Origin of the sequence: Arthrobacter sp. PvP103, from assembly GCF_017833075.1 — a bacterium.
Taxonomy (GTDB): Bacteria; Actinomycetota; Actinomycetes; order Actinomycetales; family Micrococcaceae; genus Arthrobacter.
In genome coordinates, this window is record NZ_JAFIBQ010000001.1 from 3360353 (window position 1) to 3381533 (window position 21181).

Below are 21181 nucleotides of genomic sequence, written 5' to 3' on the forward strand. Positions count from 1 at the left end.
TGCTGATGGTCCCTACCCTGTCACTGACCGCTGGCAGAGCCCGATGAATCCGCCCAGCTGTTCGAGGCCTTCGGGATGTGCGGGCAGGTAGTTGGTCAGTTCCGGTGCCCGCACCACTACGGCGCGCCATTTGCCGCGGGACACCGCCACGTTGATCCGGTTCCGGGAGAGCAGGAATTCCATGCCCCGCGGAGCCTCGGCCACTGCCGAACAGGCCATGGATACAATCACCACAGCAGCCTCCTGGCCCTGGAACTTGTCCACGGTGCCCACGCGGACCGCCAGGTGGCCGGCGGCGTCGAGGGCGTCCCTGATCAGGTTCACCTGCGCGTTGTAGGCCGCAACCACCAGGATGTCCTCCGGCCCCAGCGGGCGGTCCCCGGTTTCATCGTGCCAGGTCAGGCCCAGGTGCCTGCCGACCTGGTGCACCACTTCAGCGGCTTCCTCCGGGGACGACGTGATGTTCCCGCTGTGCGCAACCAACACGGTTTCGATTCCGGCAGGGACGCCCGCCAGGAACCGCAGGTCGGCGGCGCCGGCGGATTGCAGCCTGCCCTCGTAGGAAAGCTCCGAAACGGCAGCGCACAGCGGCGACGCCATGCGCCACGTGTCCGCCAGGAAATAGCCGAGCTCCGGCGGAAGTGTGGCATGCCCCGCAGAGATCCAGCCCAGGGCGGACTCGTTGACCGGCTCCGGGTGGGTGCCCTGGCTGACCTGGGGAAGCTGCTGCGGATCGCCGAGCAACAGCAGCCGCGGGCTTGCCTGGGCGACAGCCAGTGTGTTGGCGAGGGAGAACTGCCCGGCCTCGTCGATCACCAGAAGATCCAGGGACCCGGCAGGAACGGTGGAGCCTGTCATGGTCCAGGCCGTGCCACCCACCAGGGCGCCGCCCGGAGAACTGAGCAGCCGGTCCACGTCGGCGGCAGCCCGGTGGTCCCACGGCAGGGAACCGTCGTGCTTGACGTCCTTGGCAACCCTCCGTGGGTCCACTCCCGCTTTTTCCACGGCGGTGCAGAGGAGGTTCTCCACCACCGCGTGCGACTGGGCGACGACGCCCACCTTCCAGCCCCGGGCCACGAGCCGCGCAATGACATGTGAACCGACGTGCGTCTTGCCGGTGCCTGGCGGTCCCTGGACCGCGAGGTACGAGTGGTCGAGGGCCGCGACGGCTGCCGTGATCGCGTCGATGAAGCGGTCCGCGCCGCCCGCAGGCTCGGGGAGGGGTCCGCTTGTCACCAGCCGCGGCGGAACCCGGCGCACCAGGTCCAATGCCGGGTGCTTCCGGAAGACAGGCTCTCCCGGAGGCTCCGCGGAAGCGTCGGGAAGGCCGGCGGCGACCTGGTCAGCCAGCAGGGCCAGCGCCTCCTCCAGGCTCTTGGTGGCAACAGGCTGGTCCTCGGTGAGCGCGATGGGCATGCTGTTATGCGGTTCGATCTTCCGGTGCAGCCGGTCCCGGATCACCACGGTATCCCTGCCGTCCTCGTGGCCGAGCTCCAGGACCTCGGTCCCGAACCACCCGTTACGGCCCGAGCCGTCGCTGCCGGTGCCCTCGAGCCCCGCGGGCAATGGACGGTCATACATCCGGAACCATTTGCTGCCTTCCCGGAGGTCCGAGCCGGCGCTGACTGTGCCGGTCAGCTGTACCCTGCGCTCGGGGAGCCTGGTGCCTACCTTGTGCCAGTCGTCGAGGATGCGGGCCTCCTCGACGAGGAAGACATTGCGGTCCTGCTGGTGGGTGTCAGGTCCGCTCTCGCAGCGGTCAAAGTGGGCCCACCAAAAGGCCTTGCGCTCACGGCGGTGGTAGCTGACGGCCGCCTCCACCATGGCGACCGCTTGAACGTCGGCCTCCGGGCTGCCGAACTCCTTACCGGAGGTGCGGAATTCCGCCGCCCGGTCCAGGAAAGCCCTGATGGCGAGTTCGGAACGCCGGAGCGCGGCGCCGTCGCTGGAATCAGGTGCCGCCCTGCCTAAATTTCCTCCAGGTCCCAAATTTCCGGCCGTCCCGCTTTCCGTTGTGCTGCCGCGTCCGCCCCCGCCGAAGGCGCCCGGCTGTGCTTCAGGCGCTGCGCCGATTCCGCGCTCGGCGGCCAACCGCAGCAGCCAGTCGCGGAGCTCCAGCGTGGAGAGACAGTCGTATTCGTTATAGTCCGAGATGCCGGCAAGGATGGCCGCTGCGTCATCGGCAAGACCGGCGTCACGCGCCTCGCAGTAATCTGCATACGCCACCACCGAGGCCCCCGCGTCCTTCACGTCACCGGAGCGGAGGTTGCTGCCCATGTAGAGCGGCTCGAGTTTCTTGATGCTGTACGAGTTCTCGGAGATCCGGATGCTGTTCCGCACGGTCTGGTACAGGTCCACGAGGAGCCCGTCCCGCAGCCACGTGTCCACGGTGTCCTCTCCCGCGACATGCATGACAGAGAGTTTGCGGAGGGCGGTCTTTTCGTAGGCGGCGTAGTGGTACACGTGCATGTCAGGGTACCGGCGCCGCCTGTTCTCCACGTAGTCCAGGAAATCGAGGAAGGCCTGCTTTTCAGCAGCGCGGTTGTGCGCCCAAAACGGTTTAAACACGGTCCGGCGGCCCGGTTCCGTGGGGGCTTCAATAACCCCGAACAAATACTCCAGGCCCCATATCCCGGTGGCGCTGTCCTGCCACAGCGGATCCCCTTCGAAGTCGAAGAAGATGTCTCCGGGGCTCGGCGGGGGCAGTTCTGCCAGGGTGTGTTCCGGGATGACCCGGTAGCTGATGCTGTGCTGTTCGCCGTCCTTGACGTAGCTGACGGACCCCTCTGCCGTCCCCGCGTTGCTCTGCATCCGGGCCTGGTCCTGCATCCGCAACAGGGAGGCGCTGGCGCCGGGCAACGTTGCGTCGGCCAACTGCTTGACGGTGAAAATCCCCTGCTCGTGTAGTTTTTTTCGCTGCGCCGAGTTCATCCGCGCCACCAGGAGGAGATCGTCCGTAGCTTTGACCTGTTCCTGGCAGTAGTCGCAGCGGCCGCAGGCAACAACACCGGGCGTGCCCCAGCCGACGGTGTCGGGCTGGTTCCGATGGCCGGCCGTGAGGGCCAGGAACCTGTCCCGCCGCTCGCGGAAGACGGGGAGGATGTCCGCCAGCTTGTGGCTGCTCCGGACATAGTCGAAGCCGCCGCCGGCCGTTTCTTCTGTGGCACCCAGGATCAGGGTGACGGCGGGGGCAGGTTCGATTCCGGCGTGAAGCAGCTGGTCTCCGTAAGCGGCAAGCTGGAGCAGCGCCGTCACTTTGGCATGGCGCGCCAGTTTGGTGTCGTACACGGCGTATCTGCCGTCGTCCTGTTTGACCAGGAAGTCGGAACGGCCGTGGAAGAGGCCGTCGAAGAAGGCGGCCTGGAAAACAACGTCCGCCCCGGCCCGCAGCGCGTCGATGGATTCGGCATGCTTGGCCTGCAGGGTGGCGCGGTCCATGGCGGTGGCTGCCGCGACGTCGTACACGCCGCGGCCGGTGACGGGATCCCACGGCCCGAATTCGTCAAGGAAATTGTCCAGGACTTTGTGCTCGTGAACGTCCCCGAGTTTCGCTGTGCGCGCCAGCATCTCGTCGGGCTCGAACTCGGCTTTGGGGGAGCGGCCCAGTTTTTCGTCCAGTTTGCGCAGCAACTGATACTCACACGTTGCAGCGATCACCAGATCGCTCGCGGAGTAGACGAGGTCCTGCGCCAGGTCCGGTACTTCCGGTTCAAGAAGAAACACTGCGCCTCATTGCCGTAGATGTTGGTGCCGGTTGTTGGTGACGATTGTTGTGTGTTGCCGCTGGCTTGCCGTTGATGTCCTATTGCCAAGCTATCAAAGCGCCCCGACAATTTGGCTTGGGCTGTGCCCGATCGGCTCGGCCGCTGCCGCCAGCCTCTGGCCCGGGCAGGCACGGTCGGCGTAAGGTCTGAGGAACATGACTGAACAGCAGCCTTTTGACGTCGTCCAACGGTTTCCGGATTTTGAAGTGCGCCGTTACCCTGCGCACGCTGTCGCCGAAGTGAAGGTGAAGGCGCCCTTTGACAGCGCCGGTAACGCCGCTTTTCGGCTTCTTTTCGGATACATCAGCGGCAACAACACCGCACGCGAGTCCGTGTCCATGACCGCCCCGGTCCTGCAAAGTCCTGCACCATCGCGGAAACTGGCAATGACGACGCCGGTGGTCCAGAGCGGTGCCCTCGGCGACAGTGAATTCGTTGTTGCGTTCGTTCTTCCCGCCAGCATCACAGCAGCAACAGCTCCCGTTCCGAATAATCCACAAGTGGAAATCCGGGCCGTGCCCGGCTCGGTGGCCGCCGTTCTGGGATTTTCCGGCAGGGGGACCGAAGCTGCGTTCGAGAAGCGGAACAGTGTCCTGCAGGAAGCCCTGGCTCAAGCCGGCCTCAAGCCAGTCGGAGCGCCGCGGTTCGCACGCTTCGACCCGCCGTTCAAACCCTGGTTCCTCAGGAAAAATGAAGTGGTCCAGGATATCGAGGAGTCGGCGGGACTTGCCGGCCACAGGGGAGGGCCGCATGAGCAATAAACCAGGTGACCACACCGCCACCGGGGCAGCCGCCTCAGCCGGTGCCACCTACGATGAGGCAGCCTTCGAAGCAGCTGTCCGGGCAGCGCAGCAGAGCCTCAGTGAAGGCGGCATCCCCATCGGGGCCGCCCTCGCGAGGGGGAACGAGCTGATCGCCAGCGGCCACAACGAGCGGGTACAGCATGGAGATCCCATCGCCCATGGCGAGATGGCCGCGCTCCGTGCTGCCGGGCGCCAGAAGAGTTACCGCGACACGACGCTGTACACCACCCTGGCGCCGTGCGCGATGTGCACCGGGACGATCATCCAGTTCAAGATTCCGCGGGTGGTGGTGGGGGAGGCCAGGACGTTCCCTGGCGAATTCGAGCTCCTGCGCTCGCGGGGTGTTGAAGTGCTGGTGTTGGACGACCAGCGCTGCGTGGACATGATGCTCACGTTCCAACGCGACTACCCGGAACTGTGGGCCGAGGACATCGCCGAGGACGCGCCCGCGGACGCTGCCCGCGTTCCGGGGAAATAGGGCGAGACGGAATTCCGGTAAGAGGCGGAGACATGGACCGAGACCGCATGGCCCTGATGGCAGTGAAATCGTTTCACACGCTGGCCTGGTTCCTGATCGAAGCCTGCATGGTCTACCTCTTGTACGCGGGAATCCGCGGGCGCACGGACAGGCGTGCCGGGGTGGCTGCGTCCGTTGTGGCCGGTGAGACGCTCATTTTTGCCGCCTACGGGTTCCACTGCCCGCTGACCGCCGTGGCCAGGAAGCTTGGCGACGAGACCGGCTCGGTGACGGATATCTACTTGCCCAAGTGGTTCGCGAGGAACCTCCCGGCCATTCACGTGCCGCTGATTCTCCTGGCGGTCGCGCTGCACCGGCGGAACTTCCTCGCCGCGAGGGCGCGGGGGCAGGCGGTTTTGCTGACCGGGCGGGCCGCCCGCTGATCGACACCTTCGCTGTCGAGGGACTGCAGCCACGGCAGCCCTCGTTTATAGGAAGGCCTCCCGGCCGGTGCCTTCACGCACCAGCAGTTTGCCGTTTTCGATGGACACCAGGAGGCTCTTGGGTTTGCCACTGAGTTTCACGCCCCCGGACAGGCCCCGGCTGGTGACGTCAACGCCGATGGTGGCCCCGCGCGCCGGTAGCTCGATCGCGACCTCCTCCGCTATGCCAAGCAGCGGATTGGTGGAGAGCTCGGTGTCGCGCCTCGCCTGTTTGCCGTTGACGAAAACCGTGACGTTGTCCTCCTTAAAGCCGCCCTGAAGGATGATGAGCAACTCCTGCATCGTGGACCGCCTCCGTAGATCGCCGGGCTCCCCCAACTGCCACTACATCACTTCTTTCCCCTTGTGGATAGCCCCAGTTTTGGCCGGTTCGGAGCAGGTCCGGGATGACGCTGCCGCACAGTGTCGGTTCCGGTAAGGCAAAATGTTCTGGGTGAACCACATCCCGCAGCGTCCTTCCCCGTCCCCCGCCAAGACTGCTGACTCCATGGCAGACCACATCGCGGCCCAGATCGCTGACGAACTCGGCGTCAAGGCGTGGCAGGTGAAAGCTGCGGTGGACCTCCTCGACGGCGGTTCGACCGTTCCGTTCATCGCCCGGTACCGCAAGGAAGCCACCGGGACCTTGGACGACACCCAGCTCCGCGAGCTCGAGGAGCGGCTCCGGTACCTCCGCGAACTGGAGGACCGCCGTCGGACGGTCCTTGAGGCGATAGCCGCGCAAGGCAAGCTGACACCGGAACTGCAGGCCGCCGTCGTCGGCGCCGATACCAAATCCCGCCTGGAAGACATTTACCTTCCCTTCAAAACCAAGCGCCGCACCAAAGCGCAGATCGCCCGTGAGGCGGGCCTCGAGCCGCTCGCCGACATACTGCTTAAGCGGCCGGAACTGGACCCTGAGCGCGAGGCCGCCAAGTACCTGAACGTTGAACATTCCATCGACGACGCCGCGGCAGCACTCGCCGGCGCCCGGTCCATACTGGTGGAGCGCGTGGCGCAGGACCCTGACCTGGCCGCGACTCTGCGCGAACGGCTCTGGACGCAGGGCCGCATGGTGTCCCGCGTGAAGAAGGGCCAGGAGGTCGAAGGACAGAAGTTCAAGGACTACTTCGAGTTTTCGCAGGTGCCGTCCGGGATGCCGTCGCACCGCGTCCTGGCGCTGCTCCGCGGGGAAAAAGACGGGGTGCTGGAGCTGGACCTCGCCGAGGCTGAACCGAACGACGACGACGCCCTGGCCGCCGCCCGCGGACGGTACGAATCCGCCGTGGCCAGGTTCCTCGGGGTTGCGGACCGCGGCCGGCCCGCCGATGAGTGGCTGCTGCAGACCGCGCAGGTGGCGTGGCGGTCGCGGGTGCTGGCCCGGCTGACCGCCGATCTGCGCGGGCGGATGTTCGCCGCAGCCGAGGACGAGGCGGTGCGGGTTTTCGCCGCCAACCTCCGCGACGTGCTGCTGGCGGCCCCCGCGGGCAACCGTGCCACCCTCGGACTCGACCCGGGCCTGCGCACCGGCGTGAAGGTGGCCGTGGTGGACGGGACGGGCAAGGTAGTTGCCACTGACACCGTGTACCCGCACGCCCCGGCGCGGAAGTGGGATGAGGCCATGGCAACGCTCGTGCGGCTGGCGCGGCAGCACGCCGTCGAACTGGTGGCGATCGGCAACGGGACGGCCTCACGCGAGACCGACAAGCTTGCCCTCGAGCTGATTAAGAAGCTGTCCGCGGAGTCGGCTCCGGCGCAGGCCGGCGCCGGAAACCGGGCGCCGGAAAAGCTCGTGGTATCCGAAGCCGGCGCCTCGGTGTATTCAGCGTCGGCGCTTGCCGCGGCCGAGCTACCCGGCATGGACGTCTCCCTGCGCGGCGCGGTGTCCATCGCCCGGCGCCTGCAGGATCCGCTCGCCGAGCTGGTTAAGATCGAGCCGAAGTCGATCGGCGTCGGACAGTACCAGCACGACGTCACGGCCGCGAAGCTGGACCGCAGCCTGGACGCCGTGGTGGAGGACTGCGTGAACGCCGTCGGCGTGGACGTGAACACGGCGTCGCCCGCCCTGCTGAGCCGGGTGGCCGGCGTCGGACCCCTGCTGAGCGAGAACATCGTGGCGTACCGGAACGAGCACGGACCATTCGCCAAGCGCAGCGAGCTGAAGAAAGTGCCCCGGCTGGGTGCCAAGGCGTTCGAACAGTGCGCGGGCTTCCTGCGGATCACCGGCGGAGCAGAGCCGCTGGACGCGTCCAGCGTGCACCCGGAGGCCTACCCGGTGGCGCGGAAGATCCTCGCCGCAGCAGGCGGAAAGTCAACTGCCGGGAAGGCAGGTCTGAGCGGTTCCGGTGCGGGCAGCCTCGCGTCGCTCAACCCGCAGGATTTCGTGGAGGGCGCCTTCGGACTTCCCACGGTGCAGGACATCATTTCCGAGCTGGAAAAGCCCGGCCGTGACCCGCGGCCGGCGTTTGCGGCCGCCAAGTTCTCGGAAGGGATCGAGAAGATCTCAGACCTCCGTCCCGGGATGATCCTGGAGGGAACCGTCACCAACGTGGCCGCATTCGGGGCGTTCGTGGATGTCGGGGTGCACCAGGACGGACTGGTGCACGTTTCCGCGCTGGCTAACCGCTTCGTCTCCGATCCGCGCGAAGTGGTGAAGTCCGGCCAGGTGGTGCGGGTGAAGGTTCTTGAGGCCGACCCGGAGCGGAAGCGAATTTCGCTGACGCTGAGGCTCGACGACGAACCGGCACCTGTCGGTGGCCGCACGGCTGCCGCCGGCGCCCGGCCCGCTGGTTCTGGCGCCCGGCCCGCTGCTTCCGGGCGGCAGGGGAGCGGCGCATCCCGGCAGGCACCCGCCGCACCCCGGCAGGGGAGTGAGGGCCGCCAGGCGGGGAGTGACGGAAACCAGCCGCGGAACGGCCGTTCCGAAGCCAAGCGGACGCCCCCGCCCAAGCCCGCACCGGTCAACACCGCCATGGCTGAGGCACTGCGGAAGGCCGGCCTGGGCAAGTAACCGCCAACCCGGCGCCGCTGCTAATCCGTCACACCGCGCCCGGCTGTGGTTACAGTGGTCCCCATGACTTTCACCCGGCCCGATCCGTTCACCACGCGCCCCACCCTCCGGGGAACCTTCGGAATGAGTGCCTCCACGCACTGGCTCGCCACCGCAACCGCCCAGTCCGTGCTGGAACGAGGCGGAAACGCGTTCGACGCCGCCACCGCCGGGGCGTTTGTCCTCCACGTGGTCGAGCCGCACCTGAACGGTCCGGGCGGGGACATGACCGGAGTGTTTGTCACGGCCGGGGAACCAGGCAAACCGGTGGTCCTGATGGGTCAGGGGCCGGCCCCCGCCGGAGCGACGCCCGGGCATTATCGCTCGGAAGGCCTGGAGCTGGTACCGGGTTCAGGAGCCCTGGCGGCGGCAGTGCCTGCCGCCGTCGACGCCTGGCTCCTCCTGCTGCGCGACCACGGAACGTGGGAGTTGCAGGCGGTGCTCGAGTATGCGGTCGGATATGCGCGCGATGGCCACCCGATGCTGGGAAGGGTCGGCGCAACCATCGCGTCAGTTTCGGAGCTGTTCACAGAGCACTGGCCCACTTCGGCCGAGCTGTGGATGCCCGGGGGCAGAATCCCCTCTGAGGGGGAACTGGTCCGGAATCCGGCGTACGCGCGCACCCTTGAACGGCTGGTGGAGGCGGGAGCCGCGGGGTCCACGCGGGAGGCGCGTATCGACGCTGCACGCCGGGAATGGCGCGGGGGCTTTGTAGCGGAGGCCATGGTGCAGTCCGTGCAGACGCCGCACCGCCATTCGTCCGGGACTGACCACCGCGGAGTGCTGGCAATGGATGACGTCGGGGGATTCGAAGCGGGCTACGAAGCCGCAGCCACTGTTGAGTTCAGGGGACACACCATCGCCAAGACGGGTCCGTGGGGCCAGGGTCCGGCGCTCCTGCAGACCCTTGCGATCCTTGACGGTTTCGCGGACGAGTACCTTGATCCGTCCACCGAACTGGGCGTGCACACCATCCTGGAAGCCCAGAAATTGGCGCTCGCCGACCGGGAGGCCTACTACGGCGACACTGACGTGCCGCTCGACCACCTGCTGTCCGCCGGCTACGCCGCCGAGCGACGGCAAATGATCATGGAGCGGGCATCGCATGAGTTCCGGCCGGGCCGGGTTCCGGGATACGAACCGTTTGTCCCGCCGTTGCGGACCGAGTACGTGCCGCCGGCGCGCGCGAACGACGACGGGCCGGCCCTTCGCGGGACTGCTGGCGCCGGCGTGGGTGAACCGACGGTACTGGCAACCGGCGAGACGCGCGGCGACACGTGCCACATCGACGTGGTGGACCGGTGGGGCAACATGATCTCGGCGACTCCTTCCGGCGGCTGGCTGCAGTCTTCCCCGGCGATCCCCGAGCTGGGTTTCTGCCTGGGAACCCGGCTGCAGATGACCTGGCTCGAACCTGGAACACCGTCCACGCTGACCCCCGGGAAGCGTCCCCGCACCACCCTGACGCCCACCCTTGTGCTGCGCAACGGCACGGCTGTAACAGCGCTGGGCTCGCCCGGCGGCGACCAGCAGGACCAGTGGCAGCTCCCGTACCTGCTGCGGACCATAGTGGGCGGCTACACTCCGCAACAGGCCATCGACGCCCCGACGTTCCATACGACGTCGATGCCGGGGTCGTTCTGGCCCCGCACCTGGGAGCCCGGCGGGGCAGTGGTGGAGGGCAGGCTGGGGGAGGACGTCATTGCAGGCCTGGAACGCCGCGGCCACCGGATAACGTGGGCCGGTGACTGGACGCTGGGACGGTTGTCCGCCGTCGTCCGTGATCCCCTGACGGGCGTCCTGCAGGCCGCGGCGAACCCGCGCGGCGCGCAGGGGTACGCGGCAGGGCGGTAGGGGCTTCCGCCCTAACGAATGACCGCTCGAGCCGCGATTTAGTCCTTCCTGACGATATCGACCGAGATCTCCACCGCCGGAACCGTTCCCCTGTTCTCGAGCCAGTGGGTCGTGTTCCGATCCTCGGGCCATCCGACTCCCGGCCCGTAGTCCGTGGCGACTCCGTTTCGATGGTCAGTGATCGTTCCCTGCAGGATGTAGACCGTGCCGGGCCGGCCTACGTGGTCGTGAACCGGGCCGAAGACGCCGCCGGGCTCGATGGTCACCATTCGAGTTCGAAGCTGGCGTCCTTCCATGCCCTCGATCTCGGAGGCAAGGTCAACCGTTGAAAGTAACTCCACCGTGACGCCTTTCGTCTCAGGTGACACCTGTTCGTTGCTCATGGTGCTCTCTTTTCTGTAAGTCTCTGTACGTCCGTGCTTTGTTGCTGGTGGTCCACGCCGGACCGTCATCGGCCGTACCGGCTTGCGCCGCCCCTCCAGCCCGTCCCCTTCGTCCTCACATTAGGAAATTAACAGGACTCCGGGCCGACGAACAGTCCCTCGCCCAAAAACCCAAGGGAAGTACTAGCGGGAGACATGTCCTAAGGACTTCGGGCCGGCATGGTGGAGCATCACTCGAGTCTGAAGTAGTTGTTTCGTTGCGGTTGTTGGTGTGGGTCGATGTGGGGTGGCGGGATGAACCAGGGGATCCCGGTTTTGACCTGGATGTGCCATTGCTCTTTGTGGATCAGGTGGTGGTGATGGGAGCAGAGCAGTGTGCCGTTCTCTGTGCTGGTGGTTCCGCCGTGTGACCAGTAGGTGATGTGGTGGGCTTCGCACCAGGGGGCGGGGATGGTGCAGCCCGGGAAGGCGCAGCCCTGGTCGCGGGCGGTGAGGGCTTTGCGGATGTGGGGCGGGAAGATCCTCGTGGTGCGGCCGATGTCCAGGATCCGGCCCTGGCTGCCGAGGAGGACGGGGATGATGTCCGCGTCGCAAGCGATCTTCCGGACCGTGGCGGCCGTGACGGGCCCGGTGAACGTGAAAGACCCGGTGCCCGGGGTGACTGGGGTGCCGGGGATGCCTCCGGTGCCGGTTGGCCTGTCGCTGTTCTGGTCGAGGCGGTTCAAGCGGTCCAGGAGGTCGCGGTAGTCGATGGTGACCATGACCTGGGGACGCAGGCCGCCCGCGGCGGGGAGGTTTCCGGTGGCGAGGGCGGTTTTGGCGGCGCTGACGAGGCCGTCCAGGAGTTGCTGGGGCCGGGTCCGCCGGTCCAGGCCGCCCTCGCCACCATGGGTTCCGTCGTTGCCTTCAGCCGCTTCTGGTTGGGTGCGGGGGTTGGTGGCGGTGTTCATGACGGTCAGGAGGGGTTCGTACTGGTCCGGGGTGGCGAAGAATTCCACGTGCTGTAGTCCGCGGCGGGGTTTCCGGATGAACACGCCCTGCCGGTGGCGGAGTTCCTCCTCGGAGGGTTCGCTGCCGTCCTGGTCGATCGCCTCTGTCCACTGCCGGGCGATGCGGGTCACGAAATCGGTGTCGTGCTCTGCCGCGGTGCGGGTCAGGGCGTGTTCCATCCGGGCCGTGGTGTCTTCGGTGGCGTGGTGCCGGACCCGGTCCAGGGCGAGGGTGATGATGGTCGCGGACCGGGAGCCCACGGACCCGGACGCGACGGCCGCGGCCAGGTCGGGCCGTTCCGGTTCTTGGGGGTGGCCGGTGATCCCGGCCCGGGGCAACACGGCTTCGGCGAGGGTGAGCCGGCGGCGGGCTTCGCCGGCACCGATCCGCAACCTCATACGGAGGAACTCGGTAGTGTTCCGGCACCCGTCATCGGCCGGATCCGGATCGTTCGTCTTCGGTGTTGCCGCAGGTATCCCTTCAGCCGCGTCACTTCCGGCGTCCGCGGGCTGGGCCTCCGTTCCGGCAGCCCAGCCGAGGGGTCCGTGGAGGTCCGTCTCGTTGCCCCACCCGGTGGTCCAGCCGACCGCCGCGCCACGGCCCGCACCAGCCCGTGCAGCAGCAGAAATAGCCTCCCGCCGGGACCGGTCCACAGCCCCGGCAGCAACCACCTGCAAATATTCAGCGGCGCGGGAGATGTCCTCGACCCGGGAAGCGAAGTCAGCAGCCTCCCGGAAGCGCATCCCCGCAGCGTCGGCAACCGCCGTCGAACTAATGGCCTCCAGCAGCTCAAGGCACCGGGCCAGACCACAGGAACCACCGCCGTCGAACGCTAACGGCTTCGGCTGCTGCCCGGAGGGAACACTTCGCAAACCGCGCACCGACGCGGGGAAAGCAGCAGAAGCGTCAGCGGCAGCGTCCATTTTGGCCCACCGCAACGCCCCTCGTGCTGCTGCAAGTTCCCCCATAACTTCCATGGCATAACTCTGCCAAAGACCTACGACAAAATAGCGGCTTCGCGAACGGACACTTGCGCCTCCTACCCAAGCACCCGCGGCCGGCCAAACTGGGTCCGGACGCCGGGGGAGAACAGCACGGACTCGGGCGGACCTGCCACATCGAGCCCGGCGGCGCTGATCAACCCGTCCTCTAGGACCGTCAGCTCAGCCCGGTACAGCGGCCAGGGCGAATGGGTGTTTGGGATGTACAGCGTGCGGTCGCGGAAGCGGGAGTGCAGGCCGAACCTGGCCGTGAGGTGGACGGACAACGGGTCCGCCGCGACGTCGTCGAGCGCCGGTACAACTGCGAAGTCGCTTCGGGCCCCGCGCCGGAAGCGCCGCACCGAGTAGCCTGTGGAGGGGCTGCCGGGGCGGGCCGGACGGAACCGGGCGTGCGACCACACATAGGGAATGCCGGCCGCGCGTGCGGCCAGGACCACGGCCAGCCGGTCCGCGTCCAGGCTGAGGAACACCACGCCCCGGGTGCCGTCAGGTTCCCGCGAATATAGCCGGACGTTGACCTCGTTGAAATCCCCGAAGAACGGCACTGCGGGGCCTCGTCCGATGCCCGCTTCCTGCATGCGGAAACCGATCAGTCCCACCCAAGCTGAGCCGTCGAAAACGTCCGGGACTACCCCGGACGGCATAAACGCTGCCGCCGCCGCTTCGGGGATGCGCCAGTGCAGGAACACTGCATCGGTCCACCGCTGGTCCATGATCACCGGGGTGGGCAGCTCCGGCGGCTCCGGCCACGGGTCGTGCAATCCCGGGCCCTGCAGCTCCGGGGGAGCCACTAGTTGAGTGCCCGTGTTCCCTCGGGCAGCGCGCCCCCGGCCAGGAGCTCGGCGGTGGCGTCGGCAAAGGCCGTCAGGGCAACCCGCTGGGTCCAGGGGCCGTAGGAAATGCGTGCCACGCCCAGTTCCTGGAGCTTTGCCGGGGCAAGCGATCCCGGAACGTTGATGACGGACACCTTGTTCCGGCCGATGCCTTCAACGAGGGCGGCCACGGTGGGCTCGTCCAGTAAGCCGGGAACGAAAACGGTGGTTGCTCCCACGTCGAGGAACGCGCGGCCTCGTTCAATGGCGTCGGCCAGGACGTCAGCGGGGTCGCGGTCCTTGCCCTTGAGGAAAGCATCGGTGCGCGCGTTGAGGACGAAATCGATGCCTTCGGCCTGGCCCGCCTGAGCGGCGGCCGCCATCTGGGCAACGGCGTCGGCCAGCGGGCGCATCTGGTCTTCGATGTTGGCGCCGACGATTCCCACCCCGATCGCCTTCCGGATGGTCTCGCCCGGGCTGCCGTAGCCGGACTCGAGGTCCGCGCTGACCGGAAGGCTGGTGGACGCGGCAATGCGCCCCGCCGCTTCGATCATGAGGTCCGCCGGAATGTTTTCGCCGTCCTCATAACCCAGCGAGGCCGCAATGGAGTGGCTGGCCGTGGCCAGCGCGGCGGTGCCCGGGACGTCTGTGGCAACCTTGGCGGTGATGGCGTCCCAGACGTTGATGACCTGCAGGATTTCCGGCGCCTGGTGGAGGCGAAGAAGTTCAGAGGCTTTTGCTGCGGTGGTGTGAGTCATGCTGCGAGCCTAACCGAGGGCGCTGACAGCGGAGAAGGCTTTCAGCCCTCCGCTGATGAGCCCGACGCGCCGGCTGAGGCTGCCGCTCCGGCGGGCTGTTTCTGCCAGGGCCAGCGGCCGGTGATCTCGAGCTCCAGCGAGAAGCTGAGGAAGGTGCGGATGAGCACAATGATCGCCAGCACACCTACGCTCTCGAAGGTCGGCGTCACGGCGACCGTCCGGATGATGTCCGCCGCGACCAGGAGTTCAAGGCCCAGCAGGATGGAACGGCCCAGCAACTGCCGGTAGGAGCGGTACATGGAAAGGGGTTCGGATCCCGGCGGCAGGCGTTTCGGCTGGAATCCGCGGAGGGCCATGGGAATGGAGACGACGGCGCCGATCACCATGACGGCGACGCCGGCAAAGTCCATGAACCTGCCCACCGTCTCGATAATGTGCTGGAAATCCACTGTTCCCCCTAGAAGGCTTCGGACACGGAAAAGGGCAGCGCCATCACGGGTGCCGGACGCCTTCGCCGGCGAGGATCGAGCGGTACCCCTCGCGGAATGAGGGGTAGGCAAACTCGAATCCGGTGCCGCGGAGCAGGGCATTGCTGCACCGTTTGTTGGCACCGCGGGACGGTTCGCGGCCGCCACCGTCACCATCCGGAGCGTCCGACGACGGCCGAGGGAGTCCCAGCTCGTCGGCCAGGAAACGCTGGACCTCGCCGAGCTCCGCGGGATCGTTGTCCACGCCGAGGTACACGGGTCCGGGTTCGGCGGCCATGGTGCAGAGGTGCACGATCGCCGCCGCGGCGTCGTCCCGGTGGATGCGGTTGGTGTAGCGCGGTTCCGCCGGAGCCGCCGCAGTTCCTGATCGGACCTGATCGATCAGCCGGGTCCGCCCCGGCCCGTAAATGCCGCCCAAGCGAAGCACCACGGGGGTGATCCCGGTGCCGAGCAGGCGCCGGTGCAGCAGGTCCTCGGCCTCGCGGATGATGCGGCCGGAGAATCCGCCCGGCGCCGGCGCCGTGCTCTCATCCACCCAGCCGCCGTCCGCGTCGCCGTACACGGCAGTGGAGGAGACGAACAACACACGCCGGAGCGTCGAAGGCGCCGCGCCGCCGTCATGCCCGCGTCCGCGTTCCAGCGCATCCAGAACGTTAGACACTCCGTCCACATAGGCGGCCCGGTAAGCCTCTTCCGTGGGGGAGTCAGCCGCAACCGCGATGACGACGGCGGTGGTGTCCGCCGGGATCGGCGGCAGAGGCGGAACGGTCAAGTCAGCCGCGACACCTTCGATGGCGGCCGGAAGCTTGTCCGGCGACCGCCGCCAGCCCACCACGCGGTGGCCTGCGGCCGCGAAACGCAGCCCGGCCTCGGTACCCAGATCGCCGCAGCCGGCCATAAGAACAGTCATACGGCCAGTCTGCCAGAGCGGCGGCGAAGCCTTGGCTAGGCTCGGGATCTACGGCTAGGGCGCCGGAATCGGGAAGAACAGGCGCGGATCCTGCAGCAGGGCTGGGTAGTCGAACGAGGAGCGTTCCACGACGTCCGTCACCTGGAAGTTCCGGGCGAACCGGCCGTCCACGGTGATGGGACGCCCCTGGACCTTGCCGATCGCGAACGTGGCGCCGCCGTCGAACGGTACAGCGATGGCGGAATTGCCGGGGAGGGTCCGGAAGGCCTCTTCCTGCTGCTGGCGTTTCTTCGTGGGCTTCTTCACCAATTGCTTGGGCGGCCGCTTCTTGGGGTTTTTGGCCGGGCGGCGCGAGTCGGTCTCGGCGTAGACGAACTCGTACTCTTCGGACTGGGCGGCGGCCTTGGCGGCGCGGCCAACCTCCGGCAGGCTGATGGTGTCGAGCTTGTCCGGGGCAATGTCTCCCACCTGGGCACGCAGGATCCAGAGCCGGTCACCGGCCGGATCTTCCGGAAGGAACTCATGCCGGGGTTCGGGCCAGACATACTCCAGGTCCACCGGCGTTCCGGGGAACAGTTCGCTGTAGAAGCGCGGTTCCTTCTGCAGCAGCCGGGAGCGGTGGCTGAGGTGCAGGTCAGGCTCGCCAAGCCACGGCGGCATGGGGATTTTGGCCTTGTAAGCCGCGTGGTCCGCCTGCGGCGCGAATTCGGCGATCTTTGCCCGGGTGGTGTCCTCGCCGCCGCGGGCGATCCATTCATCAGCGATGGCCAGGCCGTACATGGTCAGTGCGGGGACGTAGCCCATCCACATGCGGATGGCCGGGTGCGACTGCCAGCCGTACTCCGGGATCACCAGCGCACGCAGTGTCTGCAGCGCTTCGACACGCTGCTTGCCGAGCCGGACGCGGTCAAGGACCGCGGCGCTCTGCTGGAAATCGGGGTAGGGAAGGAAAGTCTGCATCCTTCAAGTGTGGAGGTGCCGGGGTCCAAGACCAAATGGCGGCGGCCGCCACGCCCCGCTGAGGTGGCGGCGTTGCAGCGGCAAACGCTGGTAGGCTGTGAGCGGCCTGAGAGCAGCGCGGCGTAGTCTACTGGACCGTATGCTGAGACGGGGGCGACAACACGGTCACAATTTCACTAAGATGACCCCAATCAAATCCCGCCTCAGCCACCCTCCGGAAGACACGAAATGACACTTACCCAAGCAGTTCCGTTCACGCCGAAGTTCGGACAAATGCTGAGCCCGGAAGCCAAGGGCGTCCTGGTGCTTGATGAATTCACCATCGACCCGGAAGCTGCCCGCAAGGAGCAACATGGTTTCCGCGCCGCCCTCGGCTCTGTTGCACTGAAACTCCGGCGCATCGTTGCCCTCCGCCTGTTCATCGCGGTGGTGGCCATAGCCAACCTCCCCTTGTTCCTGCTGTCCACCGGATGGTGGATCTACGCCGTGTCCCTTGCCGTTGTGGTTGGGGTGCACGCAGCGGTTTCGTGGCTCAACGCGCACGAGCCGAAGGTGCGCCAGCGCCACTCGCTGGAGCTGCATCTGCACCGCGAACGCAGCGACAACTACCGCAAAGTGCGCGATGCCGTGAAGTTCGTGATCGATTCGCCGGCGCGCATGAACGAGCACCTTTACCTGGAGCTCCTGGCAGCCAAGCGGGTGGCCCTGCACCTGCACATCGGCACTGTGGCCCTTCTGGACACCAGCGACGACTCCGCCTGGAAGGTCCGGATCGTCCGGGAACTGCCGCAGGCGGCCTGAACTAACTCAGGAAACAACGACGCTAGGAAACAACGACGCCGGAGCTCCCCGCCAAGGGAAGCTCCGGCGTCGTTGTTTAACGCTCTCTGCCTAAACCTTAGGCAGGTAGCTGCAGAACCTGTCCTTCAAGCACCAGGTCGGGATCCACGATGGTGTCCGTGTTGGCATCGGCAAGGGTCTGCCAGCCGCCGGTGATGTCCAGCTTCTCGGCGATGGTGCTCAGGGTGTCGCCAGCCTCCACCGTGTAGGTTTCGCCGCTCAACGGAACCTGGGCGGCGTGCCGGGGTTCGGCCTGGGCGGGCACCACTGCAGCGGGAGCGGCCTGCACGGGAGCCTGCGCGGTCTGTACAGGTACCTCGGCGGGGGCCGGGGTGACCGGGACGCTCGGTGCGGGTGCTCCGCCGCCGCCGCTCAGGCCCAGTTTGGCTGCACAGGCGGGCCATGCGCCCCAGCCCTGGCTGGCCTGGACGTTCTCGGCGACGGCGATCTGCTGCTCGCGGGTGGCGCTTGCCGCCGATCCGGTGCCGCCGTAGGCCGCCCAGGTGCTGTCGGTGAACTGGAGTCCGCCGCTGAAGCCGTTGCCGGTGTTGGTGCTCCAGTTGCCGCCGCTCTCGCACTGGGCGAGGGCATCCCAGGTGCTGGTGCTCGTTGCGGTGGGCACAGCCGCGTTGGCGGCGGTGGCGGAGAGCGCGAGTCCTGCCGCGGAAACTGCGGCCAGCGTTACTCCGCGGCGCGCGGCGGTCCCCAGTTTGGATTTGCCCATGGGGGTGTTCATGCGAGTGGAAGTGTTCATGAAAGTGGATGCTCCTGAGGGCCACCTGCGCTCGGTCCGTCCCCGGACGTTGTCGCGCCACTGCCCGCCCCTGACGAACTAGAGGTCATGTACGGTGTCTGCCGGCCGGGCAGTAACTGGTGGTGGCAGCACCGGGCATTCGTTGTCCCGCTCGGCGGGATCACGTTCCACGCTAGGACAGTGTGGGTGCGTTATCAAATCGAAATAGATATCCGGCGCGGTGTTGGTGCGTGCCGGGCGTGATTGCCGGTGCCGATCATTGGTCCAGCGCCGTCGCCAGGTACGGCGCCGTCCGGCTCCGGGCGGAACGTGCGACGGCGGCAGGCGTTCCGGACGCCACGATCTCACCGCCGGCGTCGCCACCGGCAGGCCCGAGATCGATCACCCAGTCTGCGGCGGCCACCACGTCCATCTCGTGTTCCACCACAATGACCGTGTTTCCGGCGTCCACCAGGCCGTGCAACTGGGCCATGAGCAGCTGCACGTCTGCCGGGTGGAGCCCCGTGGTGGGCTCGTCCAGCAGGTAGAGGGTGTGGCCGCGGCGCGCTCGCTGGAGTTCCGTGGCCAGCTTGATCCGCTGTGCCTCGCCGCCCGAGAGTTCAGTGGCGGGCTGGCCCAGCCGGAGGTAGCCCAGGCCAACGTCGCGCAAGGTTTGCAGGCTGCGGGCAGCGGCCGGGATGCCAGCCAGGAAGTCCGCGGCGGCGTCCACCGTCATGGCAAGCACTTCGGCCACGTTCTTGCCGCTGTAGGTCACCTCCAGCGTCTCCGGGTTGTAGCGCGAGCCCCCGCACTCGGGGCAGGGGCCGTAGCTGCCCGGGAGGAAGAGGAGCTCAACAGCCACGAAGCCTTCGCCCAGGCAGGTTTCGCAGCGGCCGCCTGCCACGTTGAAGGAGAACCGTCCGGCGCCGAAGCGGCGGGCACGTGCCTGCTCGGTGGCGGCGAATTCCTTGCGCACTGCGTCGAACAGCCCGGTGTACGTGGCCAGGTTGGACCGCGGCGTGCGTCCGATCGGCTTCTGGTCCACGCGCACCAGACGGTCGATCCGCTCCATTCCGCTGGTTTCTGCCACGGCTTCGGAAACGATGAGCGGTTCTCCGGACCCGGCGTCCCCGGCGTCCAGGGCCTCGGGGGTTTTCTCCGCAGCCGCCGTATTCTCAACCGCTTCCGGGTGGAGCCGCGCCCCCACTACTTCGGCAAGGACCTGGCTCACCAGCGTGGACTTGCCCGAGCCGGAAACGCCCGTGACCGCCGTCAGGATGCCCAGCGGGAACTCGGCATCGAGATCACGCAGGTTGTGCCGGCTGATGCCTTTCAACGCGAGCCAGCCGTCCGCTTGCCTGACCACAGACTCCCGGCGCGCACCGCCGTCGCCCTGTGCGCCGCCGTCCGGAAACAGGAAGGGGCGGGTGACGGACGACTCCACCTCGGCGAGCCCGGCAACCGGGCCGCTGTAGAGGATCTCGCCGCCGCCCTCGCCTGCGCGCGGGCCCACGTCAACCAGCCAGTCGGCGCGGCGGACCACGTCCATGTTGTGTTCCACCACGAACACCGAATTGCCGGAGGACTTGAGCGCTTCGAGCACAGCCTGCAGCGGTTCGGCGTCGGCGGGGTGGAGCCCCGCGGACGGCTCGTCCAGCACGTACACCACGCCGAACAGCCCGGAGCGCAGCTGGGTGGCGATCCGCAGCCGCTGCATCTCGCCGGGGGAGAGCGTGGGCGTGGCCCGGCCCAGGGCGAGGTAGCCCAGGCCCAGTTCCAGCAGCACGGTGATCCGCAGCAGGAGGTCGCGGGTGATGGCCACGGCAACTTCGTTGGTCTCGCCTGATGCAGCGGCCCTGCTGGCCGTCCCGGCGTCCTTGAGCTCGCTGGTGGGCCGGATGACCTCGGCCAGTTCCGTCATGGGTACGGCGTTGAGCTCGGCGATGGTGCGGCCGGCGAAGGTCACGGCCAGGGCGTCGGGCGTCAGCCCGCTGCCCCCGCAGCGCTCGCACGGTCCCGTTTCCATGAACCGGAGGACGCGCTGGCGCATGGTGTCGCTTTTGGAGTCCGCCAGTGTGTGGAGCACGTAGCTCTTGGCGCTCCAGAAGCGGCCTTTGTAGGGTTTGGCCACCCGGTCCCGCTTCGGCGTCACCTCCACCACGGGCTGTTCCTCGGTGAACAGGATCCAGTCTCGGTGCTTTTTGGGCAGCTTCCGCCAGGGGATGTTGACGTCGTAGCCGAGGTGGCTGAGGATATCGCGGAGGTTCTTGCCCTGCCATGCGCCCGGCCAGGCCGCAATGGCGCCGTCGGCGATGCTCAGCGAGGTGTCAGGTACCAGGGACGATTCGCTGACCGTATGGGCAATGCCCAGGCCGTGGCAGACGGGGCAGGCCCCGGCGGCCGTGTTAGGCGAAAACGCGTCCGAATCCAGCTGGGCCTTGCCGTCCGGATAGGTGCCGGCGCGCGAGAACAGCATGCGCAGCGAGTTGGACAGCGTGGTCACCGTACCCACGGTGGACCGGCTGCTCGGCGTACCGCGCCGTTGTTGAAGCGCGACGGCGGGAGGCAGCCCGGTGATCATCTCCACCTTGGGATTGTGCCCCTGCTGGATGAGGCGCCGCGCATACGGGGCGACGGATTCGAAATAGCGGCGCTGGGCTTCCGCGTAAATGGTGCCGAAGGCGAGGGATGACTTGCCTGAACCGGAGACGCCGGTGAACGCAACGATGGCGTCCCGGGGCACGTCGACGTCCACGTTGCGCAGGTTGTTTTCCCGGGCTCCGCGCACCCGGACGAATCCATCGGCGGGGTGGTCCGGAGTCAGGAAGGGCACATTGGAAGCCTGCTTGTTATGTTGCATTGGTTCGACTCTATCGGTGCGCGGCCGCTGCGGGCAT

Annotated in this window: 17 protein-coding genes; 6 read left to right on the forward strand and 11 right to left on the reverse strand. The window is 67.4% G+C overall.

The features are described from left to right. Nucleotides 1-12: 12 nt before the first annotated feature. Complete coding sequence (locus tag JOE41_RS15535; RefSeq protein ID WP_209752856.1) at nucleotides 13-3723, reverse strand: bifunctional RecB family nuclease/DEAD/DEAH box helicase; 3711 nt, start codon at nucleotides 3721-3723, stop codon at nucleotides 13-15. A gap of 196 nt (nucleotides 3724-3919) precedes the next feature. Between JOE41_RS15535 and JOE41_RS15540 the strand changes: the two genes are divergently transcribed. Genes JOE41_RS15540 through JOE41_RS15550 form a run of 3 tightly spaced genes read left to right on the forward strand, consistent with a single transcriptional unit; the run spans nucleotide 3920 to nucleotide 5467 of the window. Further along, entirely contained in the window at nucleotides 3920-4525 is a 606-nt protein-coding gene (locus JOE41_RS15540; RefSeq protein ID WP_209752857.1) for a heme-binding protein, read from the forward strand. Next, nucleotides 4515-5045 carry a nucleoside deaminase gene (locus tag JOE41_RS15545; protein ID WP_209752858.1) on the forward strand — a complete coding sequence of 177 codons (531 nt, stop codon included), beginning with the start codon at nucleotides 4515-4517 and terminating at the stop codon, nucleotides 5043-5045. Before JOE41_RS15540 ends, JOE41_RS15545 begins: the two co-directional genes overlap by 11 nt. A gap of 32 nt (nucleotides 5046-5077) precedes the next feature. Then, the gene (locus JOE41_RS15550; protein ID WP_209752859.1) at nucleotides 5078-5467 is read left to right on the forward strand and encodes a hypothetical protein; all 390 of its coding nucleotides are present in this window, start codon (nucleotides 5078-5080) and stop codon (nucleotides 5465-5467) included. Nucleotides 5468-5512: 45 nt separating this feature from the next. Here the strand turns inward: JOE41_RS15550 and JOE41_RS15555 are convergent, their stop codons facing one another. After that, nucleotides 5513-5809 (reverse strand): hypothetical protein, encoded by a 297-nt coding sequence (locus JOE41_RS15555; protein WP_011690759.1) that lies wholly within the window; start codon nucleotides 5807-5809, stop codon nucleotides 5513-5515. Nucleotides 5810-5951: 142 nt separating this feature from the next. Between JOE41_RS15555 and JOE41_RS15560 the strand changes: the two genes are divergently transcribed. Continuing rightward, complete coding sequence (locus JOE41_RS15560; RefSeq protein ID WP_374068723.1) at nucleotides 5952-8516, forward strand: Tex-like N-terminal domain-containing protein; 2565 nt, start codon at nucleotides 5952-5954, stop codon at nucleotides 8514-8516. Between the two features lie 63 nt (nucleotides 8517-8579). Then, nucleotides 8580-10409, forward strand: a complete 1830-nt coding sequence (locus JOE41_RS15565) for a gamma-glutamyltransferase family protein (protein WP_209752860.1) — start codon at nucleotides 8580-8582, stop codon at nucleotides 10407-10409. A gap of 38 nt (nucleotides 10410-10447) precedes the next feature. Here JOE41_RS15565 and JOE41_RS15570 read toward each other — a convergent pair whose 3' ends face one another. The 7 genes from JOE41_RS15570 to JOE41_RS15600 all read right to left on the reverse strand — a co-directional run bounded on the left by JOE41_RS15570 (nucleotide 10448) and on the right by JOE41_RS15600 (nucleotide 16711). Beyond that, nucleotides 10448-10792 carry a cupin domain-containing protein gene (locus JOE41_RS15570; protein WP_209752861.1) on the reverse strand — a complete coding sequence of 115 codons (345 nt, stop codon included), beginning with the start codon at nucleotides 10790-10792 and terminating at the stop codon, nucleotides 10448-10450. Nucleotides 10793-11022: 230 nt separating this feature from the next. Further along, nucleotides 11023-12759 carry an HNH endonuclease signature motif containing protein gene (locus JOE41_RS15575; RefSeq protein ID WP_209752862.1) on the reverse strand — a complete coding sequence of 579 codons (1737 nt, stop codon included), beginning with the start codon at nucleotides 12757-12759 and terminating at the stop codon, nucleotides 11023-11025. Nucleotides 12760-12821: 62 nt separating this feature from the next. Beyond that, entirely contained in the window at nucleotides 12822-13496 is a 675-nt protein-coding gene (locus JOE41_RS15580) for a DUF2071 domain-containing protein (RefSeq protein ID WP_245201169.1), read from the reverse strand. Nucleotides 13497-13573: 77 nt separating this feature from the next. Further along, nucleotides 13574-14353 (reverse strand): isocitrate lyase/phosphoenolpyruvate mutase family protein, encoded by a 780-nt coding sequence (locus JOE41_RS15585; RefSeq protein ID WP_209752863.1) that lies wholly within the window; start codon nucleotides 14351-14353, stop codon nucleotides 13574-13576. A 41-nt stretch (nucleotides 14354-14394) separates the two neighbouring features. Further along, the gene (locus JOE41_RS15590) at nucleotides 14395-14802 is read right to left on the reverse strand and encodes a DUF1622 domain-containing protein (protein WP_011690765.1); all 408 of its coding nucleotides are present in this window, start codon (nucleotides 14800-14802) and stop codon (nucleotides 14395-14397) included. 43 nt (nucleotides 14803-14845) lie between these two features. Further along, nucleotides 14846-15751 carry an SDR family oxidoreductase gene (locus tag JOE41_RS15595; protein ID WP_209752864.1) on the reverse strand — a complete coding sequence of 302 codons (906 nt, stop codon included), beginning with the start codon at nucleotides 15749-15751 and terminating at the stop codon, nucleotides 14846-14848. Nucleotides 15752-15805: 54 nt separating this feature from the next. Further along, nucleotides 15806-16711: an MSMEG_6728 family protein gene (locus JOE41_RS15600; protein WP_011690767.1), complete on the reverse strand. Its 906-nt coding sequence runs from the start codon at nucleotides 16709-16711 to the stop codon at nucleotides 15806-15808. A gap of 228 nt (nucleotides 16712-16939) precedes the next feature. On the opposite strand from JOE41_RS15600, the gene JOE41_RS15605 reads away from it, so the two are divergent. Then, complete coding sequence (locus JOE41_RS15605) at nucleotides 16940-17512, forward strand: hypothetical protein (protein WP_209752865.1); 573 nt, start codon at nucleotides 16940-16942, stop codon at nucleotides 17510-17512. Nucleotides 17513-17609: 97 nt separating this feature from the next. On the opposite strand, the gene JOE41_RS15610 is transcribed toward JOE41_RS15605, so the two are convergent. After that, a complete protein-coding gene (locus JOE41_RS15610; protein ID WP_245200729.1) occupies nucleotides 17610-18305 on the reverse strand; it encodes a transglycosylase family protein in 696 nt (231 codons plus the stop codon). 256 nt (nucleotides 18306-18561) lie between these two features. Then, complete coding sequence (locus JOE41_RS15615) at nucleotides 18562-21144, reverse strand: excinuclease ABC subunit UvrA (protein ID WP_209752866.1); 2583 nt, start codon at nucleotides 21142-21144, stop codon at nucleotides 18562-18564. Between the last annotated feature and the right edge of the window lie 37 nt (nucleotides 21145-21181).